11 protein-coding genes are annotated in these 14,105 nt (G+C 61.4%); 1 reads left to right on the top strand and 10 read right to left on the bottom strand.

Annotated features, from left to right (window positions below):
• Positions 1 to 2: 2 nt before the first annotated feature.
• The 3 genes from BW979_RS24255 to arcD (BW979_RS24245) form a co-directional block, all read right to left on the bottom strand.
• Positions 3 to 1,013: an ornithine carbamoyltransferase gene (locus tag BW979_RS24255; protein WP_047228378.1), complete on the bottom strand. Its 1,011-nt coding sequence runs from the start codon at positions 1,011 to 1,013 to the stop codon at positions 3 to 5.
• 71 nt (positions 1,014 to 1,084) lie between these two features.
• Positions 1,085 to 2,341, bottom strand: coding sequence for an arginine deiminase (arcA, locus tag BW979_RS24250; protein ID WP_076386060.1), 1,257 nt, complete (start codon positions 2,339 to 2,341; stop codon positions 1,085 to 1,087).
• A gap of 31 nt (positions 2,342 to 2,372) precedes the next feature.
• Entirely contained in the window at positions 2,373 to 3,800 is a 1,428-nt protein-coding gene (gene arcD, locus BW979_RS24245; protein WP_047228376.1) for an arginine-ornithine antiporter, read from the bottom strand.
• A gap of 395 nt (positions 3,801 to 4,195) precedes the next feature.
• On the opposite strand from arcD (BW979_RS24245), the gene arcD (BW979_RS24240) reads away from it, so the two are divergent.
• Complete coding sequence (arcD, locus tag BW979_RS24240) at positions 4,196 to 5,623, top strand: arginine-ornithine antiporter (protein WP_047228375.1); 1,428 nt, start codon at positions 4,196 to 4,198, stop codon at positions 5,621 to 5,623.
• 90 nt (positions 5,624 to 5,713) lie between these two features.
• Here the strand turns inward: arcD (BW979_RS24240) and BW979_RS24235 are convergent, their stop codons facing one another.
• The 7 genes from BW979_RS24235 to gap form a co-directional block, all read right to left on the bottom strand.
• Positions 5,714 to 7,060, bottom strand: coding sequence for a CoA transferase (locus tag BW979_RS24235; RefSeq protein ID WP_076386058.1), 1,347 nt, complete (start codon positions 7,058 to 7,060; stop codon positions 5,714 to 5,716).
• Positions 7,061 to 7,087: 27 nt separating this feature from the next.
• Positions 7,088 to 7,522: a YbaN family protein gene (locus BW979_RS24230; RefSeq protein ID WP_047228373.1), complete on the bottom strand. Its 435-nt coding sequence runs from the start codon at positions 7,520 to 7,522 to the stop codon at positions 7,088 to 7,090.
• 135 nt (positions 7,523 to 7,657) lie between these two features.
• The gene (locus BW979_RS24225; RefSeq protein WP_076386056.1) at positions 7,658 to 8,248 is read right to left on the bottom strand and encodes a biliverdin-producing heme oxygenase; all 591 of its coding nucleotides are present in this window, start codon (positions 8,246 to 8,248) and stop codon (positions 7,658 to 7,660) included.
• A gap of 167 nt (positions 8,249 to 8,415) precedes the next feature.
• Positions 8,416 to 11,010: a TonB-dependent receptor gene (locus BW979_RS24220; RefSeq protein WP_076386054.1), complete on the bottom strand. Its 2,595-nt coding sequence runs from the start codon at positions 11,008 to 11,010 to the stop codon at positions 8,416 to 8,418.
• Between the two features lie 118 nt (positions 11,011 to 11,128).
• A complete protein-coding gene (locus tag BW979_RS24215) occupies positions 11,129 to 12,034 on the bottom strand; it encodes a FecR family protein (protein WP_442962060.1) in 906 nt (301 codons plus the stop codon).
• A gap of 169 nt (positions 12,035 to 12,203) precedes the next feature.
• Positions 12,204 to 12,722, bottom strand: coding sequence for an RNA polymerase sigma factor (locus BW979_RS24210; RefSeq protein WP_047228369.1), 519 nt, complete (start codon positions 12,720 to 12,722; stop codon positions 12,204 to 12,206).
• A 171-nt stretch (positions 12,723 to 12,893) separates the two neighbouring features.
• The gene (gene gap / locus BW979_RS24205; RefSeq protein WP_047228368.1) at positions 12,894 to 13,895 is read right to left on the bottom strand and encodes a type I glyceraldehyde-3-phosphate dehydrogenase; all 1,002 of its coding nucleotides are present in this window, start codon (positions 13,893 to 13,895) and stop codon (positions 12,894 to 12,896) included.
• Positions 13,896 to 14,105 lie beyond the last annotated feature (210 nt).

Below are 14,105 nucleotides of genomic sequence, written 5' to 3'. Positions count from 1 at the left end.
TTCTAGATATCCGCCAGCGCCGACACCAGGATCGCCTTGATGGTATGCATGCGGTTTTCCGCTTGCTCGAAGGCGATGTTGGCCGGGGATTCGAACACCTCCTCGGTCACTTCCACGCCATTGGCCAGGTTCGGATAGCGCGCGGCGATGTCCTTGCCGACCTTGGTCTCGCTGTTATGGAACGCCGGCAGGCAGTGCATGAATTTCACCCGCGGGTTGCCCGAGGCCTTCATCATTTGCGCGTTGACCTGGTAGGGCAGCAGTTGCTCGATGCGCTCGTCCCAGGCTTCCACCGGCTCGCCCATGGAGACCCAGATGTCAGTGTGGATGAAGTCCACACCCTTGACGGCTTCCTTCGGGTCCTCGGTGATGGTGATGCGTGCGCCGCTTTCGGCGGCGAAGGCCTGGCACTGGTCGATGAAATCTTGGTGCGGCCACAGGGCCTTTGGCGCACCGATGCGTACGTCCATGCCCAGTTTGGCGCCGATCATCAGCAGCGAATTGCCCATGTTATAGCGGGCATCGCCCAAGTAGGCGTAGCTGATGTCGTGCAGCGGCTTGTCGCTGTGCTCGCGCATGGTCAGGGTGTCGGCGATCATTTGAGTGGGGTGGAATTCAGCGGTCAGGCCGTTGAACACCGGCACGCCGGCGAATTTGGCCAGCTCCTCGACGATCTCCTGCTCGAAGCCGCGATACTCGATGGCGTCGAACATCCGTCCCAGCACCCGGGCGGTGTCTTTCATGCTTTCCTTGTGGCCGATCTGCGACGACACCGGGTCGATGTAGGTGACGTGGGCGCCCTGGTCATGGGCCGCGACTTCGAAGGCGCAGCGGGTGCGGGTCGAGGTTTTCTCGAAGATCAGCGCGATGTTCTTGCCCTTGAGGTGTGGCTGCTCGGTGCCGGTGTACTTGGCACGCTTGAGGTCGCGGGACAGGTCCAGCAGATAGTGCAGTTCGCGGTTGGTGTGGTGCATCAAGCTCAGCAGGCTGCGGTTGCGCATGTTGAAAGCCATGATTTGGATCTCCTTGGGTTTCGGTTATCCCCTGGGCCGGTATTGGGTAAATACCGGCCCAGGCTCAAAGGTCAGTAGTCGATCGGGTCGCGAATGATCGGGCAGGTCATGCAGTGACCACCGCCGCGGCCGCGGCCCAGTTCGCTGGCGCTGATGGTGATGACTTCCACCCCGGCCTTGCGCAGCAGGGTGTTGGTGTAGGTGTTGCGGTCGTAGCCGATCACCACGCCCGGTTCCAGGGCCACCACGTTATTGCCGTCGTCCCATTGTTCGCGTTCGGCGGCAAAGCTGTTGCCGCCGGTTTCCACCACCCGCAGCGCCGGCAGCTTGAGGGCCGCAGCGACGGTATCGAGGAAGCTGCCTTCTTCGCGACGCACATCGATGCCGCCGGGCTTGCTCTCGTCTGGGCGCAGGGAGAAGGCGACGATCTGGCTCACCACTTCCGGGAAAACCGTCACCAGGTCGCGATCGCAGAAGCTGAACACGGTGTCCAGGTGCATGGCGGCGCGGGATTTCGGCAAGCCGGCGACGATCACCCGTTCCACGGCCTTGTGCTTGAACAGGTTCAGCGCCAGTTGACCGATGGCCTGGCGCGACGAGCGTTCGCCCATGCCAATCAGCACGACGCCGTTGCCAATGGGCATCACGTCGCCGCCTTCGAGGGTCGCGTTGCCGTGATCCTGGTCCGGGTCGCCGTACCAGATCTGGAAGTCAGCCTGGGTGAACTCCGGGTGGAACTTGTAGATGGCGCTCGCCAGCAGGGTTTCCTGGCGGCGTGCCGGCCAGTACATCGGGTTCAGCGTCACGCCGCCATAGATCCAGCAAGTGGTGTCGCGGGTGAACTGGGTGTTGGGCAGCGGCGGCAGGATGAAACTTGAGTGCCCGAGAAAGTCGCGGAACATCTGGATGGTTTTGCCGCCGAAGCTGTCCGGCAGGTCATCGGCCGAGACGCCGCCGATCAGGAATTCGGCGATATGGCGTGGCTCCAGGCTGCGCAGCCAGGAACCGACTTCATTCACCAGGCCCAGGCCCACCGAGTTGGCGGTGATCTTGCGCTGCAGGATCCAGTCCAGGGCTTCGGGGATGGCGACGATGTCGGTCAGCAGGTTGTGCATTTCCAGCACGTCGATGTCACGCTCGCGCATCTTGGTGACGAAATCGAAATGATCGCGCTTGGCCTGGTTGACCCAGATCACGTCGTCGAAAAGCAGCTCGTCGCAGTTGTTCGGGGTCAGCCGCTGATGGGCCAGGCCTGGGGAACACACCATGACTTTACGTAATTTACCGGCTTCGGAATGAACGCCGTATTTCACTTTTTCCGTGGTCATTACAAATCCTCCAGTTAAGACAATCAGCCAGCTACAAGGTCAGGAAGCCGTCGTAGAGCCCATAGGCGGCCACCAGGGCGCCTGCGATCACTGCGGCGAAAATCAGCTTCTCGACAGAGGTGAAAATCGGTTTGCCCAGCTCGCGCTTGGCCTTGGCGAACAGGATCGCGCCGGGGGCGTAGAGCAGGGCGGAGAGCAGCAGGTATTTGATCCCGCCGGCATACAGCAGCCACACCGCGTAGATCAGGGCGATAGCCGCCACGGTCAGATCCTTGCGGCGGTCGGCCAGGGCGTTTTCGTAGGTCTCGCCGCGTACCGCCAACAGCACGGCGTAAGCCGCCGACCACAGGTAGGGCACCAGGATCATCGAGGTGGCGAGGTAGATCAGTGACAGGTAAGTGCTGGCCGAGAACAAAGTGATGATCAGGAACAGCTGGACCATCGCATTGGTCAGCCACAGGGCGTTGGCCGGTACGTGGTTGGCGTTCTCCCGGCGCAGGAACTCGGGCATGGTGTGGTCCTTGGCCGCGGCGAACATGATCTCGGCGCACAGCAGCACCCAGGACAGCAGGGCACCGAGCAGCGAGATGATCAGGCCGACGCTGATCAGCACCGCGCCCCAATGGCCGACGACGTGCTCCAGCACGGCGGCCATGGACGGGTTCTGCAACTTTGCAAGTTCAGGCTGGGTCATGATCCCCAGGGACAGCACGTTCACCAGCACCAGAAACAGCAGCACGGTGATGAAACCGATCACGGTCGCCTTGCCTACGTCTGTGCGTTTCTCGGCACGGGCGGAAAATATGCTCGCCCCTTCAATGCCGATGAACACCCACACGGTGACCAGCATCATGTTGCGCACCTGATTCATCACGCTGCCCAGGTCCGGGTTCTTCAAGCCCCAGATATCGGCGGTGAAGATATCGAGCCTGAAGGCGAACACCGCGATCAGCACGAACAGCAACAGCGGCACCACCTTGGCGATGGTGGTCACCAAGTTGATGAACGCCGCTTCTCTGATGCCCCGCAGGACCAGCCAATGCACCGCCCAGAGCAGCACTGATGCACCGATCACCGCCGCGACGGTATTACCCTCGCCAAACACCGGGAAGAAGTAGCCCAGGGTGCTGAACAACAGCACGAAGTAACCGACGTTGCCCAGCCAGGCGCTGATCCAGTAACCCCAGGCCGACGAGAAGCCCATGTAGTCACCGAACCCGGCCTTGGCATAGGCATATACACCCCCGTCCAGATCGGGTTTACGGTTGGCCAGGGTCTGGAATACGAAAGCCAGGGTCAGCATGCCGACGGCGGTAATGGCCCAGCCGATCAGCACGGCGCCGACATCGGCACTGGCCGCCATATTTTGCGGCAAGGAAAAGATTCCGCCGCCGATCATCGAACCGACGACCAGGGCGACCAGTGCACCCAATCGAAGTTTTGCGGGGGTATCAGACATTTGCGAGACTCCAGCGCAGGAGAAGAGAATCAACAGACTAAGTCGATTTGAAAGTTGAATAGCTGATCTGGATCAGTGCATGACAACATTCCATTGTTAATGAAGGCGTTAACGGCGTCCGTAGGCGTCTGTAGTTGTGCGAAAGGCCCACTCTATGGGGCGTTCGGCAGGGGAATATAAAGTTTCCTTCCCTCGGGATTATTCACGCTAGTTGATTTTCAATGAGTCGCAACTATTTTGTAGGCTGCTGACATGACAAAAATAATCTTGCCACATGGACTTTTTAATTGATGCCATTGGACAATGGTCGGTCCATAAGTATTTGGACTTTTCGTGGATGGCGTTATTCAAAAACGTTATGTCGCTTTATTTACTTATTTAAATAGTGAGAGAACATGCCGCAGCCCATCGAAAAGTTACCCCTCGGCGCCCTGATCGCATTGGTGGTGGGGTCGATGATCGGTGGAGGGATCTTTTCCCTGCCGCAAAACATGGCGGCTCGGGCTGATGTCGGAGCGGTGCTCATTGGCTGGGCCATTACCGCCGTCGGCATGCTGACCCTGGCCTTTGTGTTCCAGACCCTGGCCAATCGCAAGCCGGAACTGGACTCGGGCGTGTATGCCTATGCCAAGGCCGGGTTCGGTGACTACATGGGTTTTTCGTCCGCCTGGGGGTACTGGATCAGCGCCTGGATGGGCAACGTCGGTTACTTCGTGCTGCTGTTCAGTACCTTGGGCTATTTCTTCCCGGTGTTCGGCCAAGGCAATACGCCGGTGGCCATCGGCTGTGCATCGTTGCTGCTGTGGGCGGTGCATTTCCTGGTGCTGCGGGGCATCAGAGAAGCGGCGTTCATCAACCTGGTGACCACCGTGGCCAAGATCGTGCCGCTGTTGATGTTCGTTGTAATGGCCGGGGTGGCCTTCGAGGCCGAGATTTTCACCCGCGATATCTGGGGCACACTGAGCCCGGACCTGGGCAGTGTGATGGACCAGGTGCGGCACATGATGCTGGTCACGGTGTTCGTGTTCATCGGTATCGAAGGCGCCAGTGTGTATTCGGCGCGGGCAGAAAAACGCGCGGACGTAGGGCGTGCGACAGTGATCGGATTCCTCGGGGTGTTGGCGTTGCTGGTGCTGGTGAATGTGCTGTCCCTGGGGGTCATGAGCCAGCCTGAACTGGCGCAGTTGCAGAACCCATCCTTGGCCGGCGTCCTGGAGCATATCGTCGGGCCGTGGGGCGCGTTGCTGATCAGTGTGGGACTGGCGGTGTCACTGCTCGGCGCGCTGCTGTCCTGGGCGTTGTTGTGCGCGGAAATTCTTTACGCCACCGCCCGGGACAAGACCATGCCGGCATTCCTGACCAGGGAAAACGCCAACCATGCGCCGGTCAATGCGCTGTGGCTGACCAATGGCATGATCCAGCTGTTTTTGTTGATCACCCTGTTTTCCGCAGGCACCTATACCAGCCTGATCTATCTCGCCTCGTCGATGATTCTGGTGCCGTATCTGTGGTCGGCGGCCTATGCGGTGCTGCTGTGCGCCCGTGGGGAAACCTATGAACAGGCCTCGGCTCGGCGCATGAAAGACCTGTGCATCGGTGGCGTTGCCCTGTGCTACGCGGTGTGGTTGTTGTATGCCGGTGGCGTGAAATACCTGCTGTTGTCGGCGCTGTTGTATGCCCCCGGGGTGATTCTGTTTGCCCAGGCCAAGCGCGAACAGGGGCAGCCCTTGTTCACTCACGTTGAGAAGGGGGTCTTTGCCTGTGTGATGGCCGGGGCGGGCATGGCGGCTTATGGGTTGTACAGTGGGTTTTTGGCGCTTTGAGGCGAAGGTCAGCTTTTTGGGGGCGTTGAGGGATTTATGTGGGAGCAAGTCTTGCTCCCACATAAATCCCCTCGCCACAACGGACGGTCGTCACCACCGGGCCCGATGCGCGCCCAACTCCGCCGCCGGCAAGGTCCATTGCAGTGGTGTTCCGGTGATTTTCAAGGGCACCTGCAGGCGATGGGCCGGTCCCCACGGCGTCTGTTCGACCACCAGTCCCTGATCATCCTCGGCCTCGGCCCGCAATGAGGTCGGATCCCCCGCGCCACGCTCGATCAAGAGCTTCGCCGTGCGCGCCAGTGACAAGCGTGCCGAGCCGCCCTGGCCGCTCATCAATCGTCGGGACAGCAACACAATCGCGCTGGCGGCCATCAGGTATCCGGTGCCGTGGTCCAGGGCCTGCACCGGCAGCGGGGTTGGCTTGTCTGTGTGTTTCCAGCCCATGCCGGCTTCGGCGATGCCGCTGCTCATTTGCACCAGGCTGTCGAAGCCGCGCCGGTTCTGCCAGGGGCCGCTCCAGCCGTAGGCGTTGAGGCTGACATCGATCAGACCAGGGGCGATTCGCTGGCGTTGTTCGGCACCGTAGCCCAAACGTTCCAGGGCGTCGGCGCGGTAGCCATGCAGGAGGATGTCGGTGTCCTTGAGCAGAGCCTCGAAAGCCACGCGATCTTCAGCTCGGTGCAAATCCAGGCGGGCGCAGCGTTTGCCGAGGGTGACTTCCGGCACCACGCCGGGCTCGTTCCAGCTCGGTGGGTCGATGCGCAGCACGTCGGCTCCCAGGCCTGCGAGGAACCGGCTGGCGATGGGGCCTGCCAGGACGCGGGTCAGGTCCAGTACCTTGAGGCCCGCCAGTGGCTGGGTCACGGAGCCGAGCCAGGGCTTGCGCTGCTCTCCAGTCGTTTCACTCAGGTGCACCAGCGGCTCGGCATTGACTGCCAAGCCTTGAGGGTGGGTTTGCCACGCTTGCCATGAACGCATCTCGGCGGCGCAACCGCCCGCCTCGACCACCGCCTGCTCCAGCTCGGCCTTGTTCCAGCGAGCCACCCTGGCCGCCATGTCGGCGCGGTCGGTGCAGGTGCCGAGGACTTTTTCCGCGGCAAGGCGATGATGCGGCGCATTGGTGTGCAGGCGAATCCAGCCGTCGGTGGTTGGGTAGTCGCCGGCTACCGGATCCCACATCGGCGGTACGCTCCAGCCGATGGGGCGCAGGGAGGTGGAGAACCAGAACGACGCCAGCCGTCGGTCGACCTCCAGGGCCGGCAGACGGCCGGTTTGTTGGTGGATGAGCTCGGCGGCGGCTTGGCCGGCTGCGGCAATACTGGCGCAGGCCAGCTCCGTGACGGCGAACGCCGACGGCAGGGCACCGACGCCGGTGAAGGTGATCGGGGTCGTGGGCAAACCAAGCGCGGCTTGCATGGACGTGAGCAGATCTGACATCGAAAGCCCTCCGGAACGAGAGGGCGATCATAGTTCAAAATCGCGTTGGGGGCCGCTTTGCGGCCCAGCGGGAGCAAGCTCCCGCACTTGTTCCGGGCGGAACCAGATCCACAGGTTACCCAGGACCATGCCGGCCAAGGCCAGATACACCGGCCAGCCGTGGTCGAGCATCACCAGCATCAGCCCGGCGCAGAACAGCATGCTGGCGGTGGCACCGACCTTGGTCCGGCGCGGGATGACCTTGCCGTTGCGCCAGTTGTGCAGCATCGGCCCGAACAGCCGGTGACTTTCCAGCCAGGCGCTCAGTCGCGGTGAACTGCGGGTGGCGGCCCAGGCTGCCAACAGGATGAACTCGGTGGTCGGCAGGCCGGGCACGACGATGGCGACCAGGCCGATGGCCAGGCTGGTGTAGGCGAGCAGGGCGAAGAGTAGTTGGGCGGTTTTCGAGGCTGGACAGTTCATGAACTTCTTTCAGGCCTACGCATTTCCTTGTGGGAGCGAGCCTGCTCGCGATAGCTGTGTGCCAGGCGCCATCATTGGAGGCTGACACACCGCAATCGCGAGCAGGCTCGCTCCCACAGGCAGTGGTGGTGAATTTCAGGCCAGTTCAGCTTCATAGCCGTGCTCGAGCAACACCGTAAACCGATTGAAGGCATCCAGCGCGCCTTTGTCCGCTTCGGCTTCCTGCTGTTCAGTGAAGGCCAGGCCGTCGAGGGTGCGGATGAAGGTTTTCCAGCCTTCAGCACGACCGCCGGCAGGTTCTGCCAGGTGCCGAGCGCCGAAGGTTTCGCTCAGGCCCAGGCCGACGGCGCGCTTGATCAAAAATGCAGCACCGAGCTTGGAGCCTTCGGAGACAAACAGCCAACCCAGGGCCTCGGCCTGGGTCGGATTTTTTACCGCGCCGGCTACTGGCGCGGGGACGTCGGTGTCCAGGTCCGCAAGATCTGCCTTGGCCGCTTCTGCCCGGCAACGGGCCGGCAGGTCGGGGATCAGGCTGGACAGTTCGGCGTCGTTGTACAGCGCCACCAGTTCCGATTGGAACAGGTACTGGGCCACGACGAAGCGGGCGAAGTTGGCCTTGGTTTCGAACGGGGCGTGGGCCTTGACCAGTGCATCGAGCCTGCTGTGGGGCTCGTGGGTGATCTGGTTCAAGCGTTGGGAGCGTAAAACGGGGTGTTGGGTAGTCATGAAAAACTCCTTCGAATGAGCACATTGTGGCGAGAGGCTGTGGGAGCAAAGCTTGCTCGCGAACAGGCGCCTCGATTCCTGGAAGACCGCATCACCTTCATCGCGGGCAAGCCTTGCTCTCACATGACGCTCCTCGCCACAGGTATTTGTTTTGCCTGGCAACCGAGTCAGATATCCCAGATCAGATTGACCGCGAAATTACGCCCGGGCTGGGTCAGACGGTCGAGGTTGGCGGGGCTCAGCACCGCTGCTTCGCCAACGCTGTCGTAGCCACGCACGTCATCCCACAGCCAGTACTTCTTGTCGGTGAGGTTGTAGAGACCACCGCTGACGGTGACGTCGTGGGTCACCTTGTAGAAACCGGTCAGGTCGAGGATGCCGAAGCCCGGGGTCTTGAACTGGCTGCTGACGCCATCGGGCGAGTTGAAGTTGCTGTCGTCGACGCGGTCTTTTTTCTTGACCAGGGTCCAGCTGAGCAACGTGCCGAACCGGTCCTGCTCGTAACCCAGGCCGAACACGCCGGTGAGCGGGTTGACGCTGTTGATCGGCTCGCCTGTGTCGTTATTGCGACCGTAGGCATAGGCCACCGAGCCTTGGGTGTACAGGCCTTGCGGTGCGCCGAACAGATCCAGGTTCAGGCGTCCCTTGACCTCGGCGCCCTTGATGGTGGCGTGCTTGATGTTATTGCTCTGAAAGGTCAGCGCATCGGCCCCGGGCGTGATCGCATCCTCGTTGATGAAGTCGCGATACTTGTTGTAGAACACCGCCACATCGAACGAACCGGAGTCGAAACGGCCCCGCAGGCCAGTCTCATAGCTTTTGCTTTTTTCCGGTTCCAGATCGGGGTTGGGTTCCACGCTGTAGCCGGCGCCGGGATTGTCAAAGCGACCATACAGCGCCTTGGCGGTTGGCGTGCGGAAGCCTTCGGCGTACTGGCCGTACCAGGTGTACTGGTCGCTCAGGGCGTAGGTCAGGCCGAATTTGGGCGAGACGCGATGCCAGGTCTTGTTCTTGTCGCTGACTTCACCGCCGCTGGTGGGGTCCACGGTGTTGAGGAATGCCTCGGTCAGGTGCGGCTTGAGCCGCGTGTAGTCGTAGCGCAGGGCCGGCGTGAAAGTCCATCGGTTCCAACGGATCTGATCCTGGGCGAACAGGCTGTAGGTGTTGATGGTCGGGTCCGGGAAGTCGCTGGCTTTTTCCAGCACGTCCCGGGTGCTGATGTCACCGACGGCGGAGCAACCCACGCCGACGGCCAGACAGACGCCATTGCCACTGCGCGAACCGGTGACTTTCTGCTGCTTGATCGTGGTGCCGTAGGTCAGCGCGTGATCGGTGTCGGCGAGGCTGAAGGCCTTGTCCAGCTGGGCGTCGAAAACCCACTGTTTTTCTTCGTAGAGGGTCTCTCGTGTGCGTAGCACCTGGCGGGTGATGGGGAAGTAAAACTCGGCGGTGCTCTGGTCGGTCTTGGCGATCTGGTGGTTCAGGCTCCACTTCACGTGGTCGGCCAGCAGGCTGTCGAGGGCGAAGCTGTGCTCCAGGCCGAAGCGCTCGCGGCTGATGGTGTCGTTACCGGTGCGCCACTGATACATGCCGCCGGGCAATACAAAGTCAGGAATTGCCGGCTGGCCGTCGGAGTAGGGGCCGCCATAGGCACTTTTCAGATCGGTGTCCCGGTCATCCTTGTACTTCTCGTAGACCAGACCCAGGCGCGAATCATCGTTGTAGTTCCAGCCGAGCTTGGCCAGCACATTGTGGGTGCGCACGTCCTCAGGGTTGGCCGCGGTGCGGTCCAGGCCGGTGCCGTTGTTATTGCCGTAGGATTGGGTTTCATGACCGTCGCGCTGGCTGTAATGCAACAGGCCGTCGAACGGCCCACTGCGACCTGCGAGGGTGGCGGATTTGAGCCAGCTTTCGTCGGCGGAGCTGTAGCCGGTCTTCAGGCGGGCGCCGACGTCGTTACCCGGTTTGATGATGTCGTCCGGATCAAGGGTGAAATAGCTGACGGCGCCGCCGATGGCATTGCTGCCGTACAGCACCGAGGCCGGGCCGCGGAGGATCTCCACGCGCTTGACGATTTCCGGGTCCACGTAATTGCGCTGGGTCTTGGCGTACGGGCCGTTGAAGAAACCTCCGGGAATTTCCACACCGTCGACCTGCGTCAGCACCCGGTTGCCGTCGATTCCGCGAATATTGTAGCCGCTGATGCCGCCGCGCTGGCCTGCCCCACCCACTGAAACGCCGGGTTCATAGCGCACCAGATCCTTGAGGGTGTTGACGTTGTTGCGGTCCAGTTCCTGCCGGTCGTGGACGCTGACGCTGCTGGGTACGCTGACGATGTCCTGTTCCTGGCGTGTGGCGCTGATCGTCACCTGCTGCAGGTTCAGTACGCTGCTGGTGCTGTGCTTTTGCAGAACAATGCTGGTGTTGCCCAGCTTGCGGTAGCTCAGGTTGGTCCCCACCAACAAGCGCTCCAGGGCTTTTTCCGCTGGTAGCGAGCCGTTTACGCCCGGCGACGCGACGCCTTCGGCCAGTTCTGCGGGCAAGCCGACCTGCCAGCCCGTGACGGCGGTGAACGCATTCAGTGCCGAGACCAGCGGTTGCTGGGCAATGGCAAAGGTGTAATCACCGATATTGCGCGCAGGCGGCTCCACCGTGGTGGCGGCGAGGGCGGTCGGCGCGGTGCCGGCGATCAGGATGGCGGCGGTCAGCAATGACAGCGTGCACGCAGGGGCAAGGGACCGGCGGGTAAGGCGAGAGGACATCGATAGCGCTCCGTGTCGCATCTGTTATAGGTGCAGATGATGTCGCTGGATGCGAATCAATTGCATTGGCTATAACGAGACGAACCAGCGAAGCCTATCGAGTAAAAATAATTCTCATTTAGTTCAGGATCACCAGCGCCGGGAATTCCTGGAGGCGCGCAGAGGTGATGTGGGCCAGAGAACGGACCACGTCCAGCGGCTGGTCGAGGCGATAATTGCCGGTCACTGCAACCTGGGCCAACCGTTCGTTGTTGTTGATGATCCAGCCGGGGTAGTAGCGTCGCAGCTCGGCCAGCACCTGGTTCAGCGGTCGATTCTCGAACACCAGCCGTCCCTGGACCCACGCCAGATCGGTGCTGGCATCCATCCGGGCAGGGCGGTCGAAGCCGTTGGGGCCGATGCGGATGCTTTCCCCGGCCGACAGCCTGACATGGGCGTCATAACGCGTGGCCCGCAAATCCACATCACCGCGCTGCACCTGCACTTGCGTCACGCCATCGAGGTAGCGTACCGCGAAGGTGGTGTTACTGACGCTGGCGATGACCGGCCCGGCGTCGATTTGCAGAGGCAGGGTGCGTGTGTCCGGGACTTCGAAAAACGCCTCGCCTTTGTACAACCGAGCTATGTGCCGTTGGTCGTTGAACGTGCTGGAAAAGGCCGAGTCGGTGTTGAGCAGGACCTTGGAGCCATCCTCCAGTTGCAGGCGCTGGCGTTCACCGACCACGGTCAGGTGATCGGCCTGCAGACGCAGGGGCAGGTCGCTGAAGTTGAACAGGCCCAGAAACAGCACGGCAGCGGTGGCCAAGGGTTTCCAATGGGCGCGCAAGCGTGACAGTGCACTGGCTTGGGGGCGGCCTTTGAGTTGCCGGGCGCTTTGCATCACTTGCGGGCCGTTCCAGATCGCCTGGGCCCGCTTGAATGCCTGACCATGGCGCGGATCGGCCGCCAGCCAGGCCTGGAACTGCCGGGTCTGCTCCTCGCTGGGGTTATCCAGCAGAATGAGCCAGTCCAGCGCCTGTTCCATGGCATGGGCGGTGTCCTGCGCCGCAGCGTGCTCAGGGGCACGTTGTTTGTCTGTCACGGTGGTTCCTCGCAGTGTCTTTTGCACGGCTATTTAGCGTCAGCGACCAAGCCTAGCAGGGTCGCAGGCCAGCGCAATCGGCGACGGCCTCTTAGAGAAAGTCCTTACAGGTTCAGTCGCCACCAAGGCGTTCGGCCACGCCCACACAGATCGCCATGATCAGCTTCAGTTCCTTCTGCACGGTGCTCAGCGACACGTCCAGCCGTTTAGCGATGTCCTGGTAACTGTGACCGTGCAGCCGGCTGAGGATAAAAATCTGCTGCTGTCGCGGGCTCAGCGCTTGCAGGCGGAGATTGAGGCGTTCGAGCATCTGCTCGGCATGGGCCGCGTCTTCGGCGCTGCTTTGGGGGGCGACCACGTTGTGGACAACTTCCTGCGGCACGTCGTCCAGCAGGGTCCGGGACTGAATACGCCGCGCACGCAAGTGGTCCAGCGCCAGGTTGCGGGCGGTCTGGAAAACGAAGGGTTCGAGGTGCTCGACCGTGCGCTCGCCCAAGGCGCGAGTGACACGCAGGTAGGTTTCCTGAAGCAGGTCTTCGGCGGTGCTGGGGTTGTTGACCATGCGCTGGAGGGTGCGCAGCAGTGGCGTGCGCTGGGCAAGGAAGACGTGATGAAAGCGCGATTGACTCACGGTAGGGCCCGATTCGATTTGACTAGATGATAATGCTTATCATCTAGTCAATGGGTCAAGCCCTCATTTCACCACCCCGAGTCCATGTGGGGAGCAAGCCTGGGAAGCAGGCCTGTGGAAGCAAACCTGTGGGAGCAAAGCTTGCTCCCACATTACCGGCTGCGCGGTGAGTTACTCGGCGTTACACAACGCCAGGCAGTTATCCAGCATGCGGTTGGAGAAGCCCCATTCGTTGTCATACCAGGCCAGTACCTTGAGCAGCTTGCCGCTGGCCTTGGTGTGGTTGGCGTCGAAAATCGACGACAGCGGGTTGTGGTTGAAATCGCTGGAGACCAGCGGCAGGGTGTTGTAGCCGAGAATCTTCGAATGCTGGCTAGCCTGGCGCAGCAGTTCGTTGACTTCTTCGGCCGACGCTTCACGCTTGAGCTGCACGGTCAAATCCACCAGCGACACGTTGATCACCGGCACGCGCACGGCCATGCCGGTCAGCTTGCCCGCCAGTTCCGGCAGCACCAGGCCCACCGCCTCGGCGGCACCGGTCTTGCTCGGGATCATGTTCTGCGTGGCCGAACGGGCGCGGTATGGGTCGCTGTGGTAGACGTCGGTCAGGTTCTGGTCATTGGTGTAGGCATGGATCGTGGTCATCAGGCCGCTTTCGATGCCCAGCTCGCGGTGCAGCACCTGGGCCACCGGGGCCAGGCAGTTGGTGGTGCACGAAGCGTTGGAGATGATCTGGTGGGACTGGCGCAGGATGTCGTGGTTCACGCCATACACTACGGTGGCGTCGGCACCCTTGGCCGGGGCCGAAATGATCACCTTGCGGGCGCCGGCGCTGATATGGGCGGCGGCCTTGGCTCGGTCGGTGAACAAACCGGTGCATTCGAACACGACGTCGATTTTTTCGGCGGCCCAGGGCAGTTCGGCCGGGTTGCGGATGGCGCTGACCGAGATACGGTCACCATTGACCGTCAGGCTTTCGTGATCGTGCTGCACGTCGGCATCGAAGGTGCCGTGAACCGTGTCGAACTTGAGCAGATGAGCATTGATTGCGCTGTCGCCCAGGTCGTTGATGGCGACGATCTGCAAGTCGCGACGATAACCTTGGGTATACAGTGCACGGAGGACGTTGCGGCCGATGCGGCCAAAACCATTGATTGCGATTCGAAGAGTCATTAACTGCGCCGCCGTCGATTTGTTGTTGGAATTACAAGATTATTCGCATAAAAATAGAAAACAAGCCTTTTTAGTGGCAATATTTTGTTTTATCTACAACGAGTGACCTGAATCAACTGGTCCGAATGGTCAAGAAATCCGCTGTCGCCCAATGCGTGGCGGGGTTTTGACCAGCATAGACAATCAGGTCGCCACACCCGTTAGCCTGGA

It is taken from the genome of Pseudomonas sp. A214 (genome assembly GCF_900156295.1).
Classification (GTDB): Bacteria; Pseudomonadota; Gammaproteobacteria; order Pseudomonadales; family Pseudomonadaceae; genus Aquipseudomonas; species Aquipseudomonas rhizophila.
This window is presented reverse-complemented; position numbering and strand designations above follow the sequence as displayed.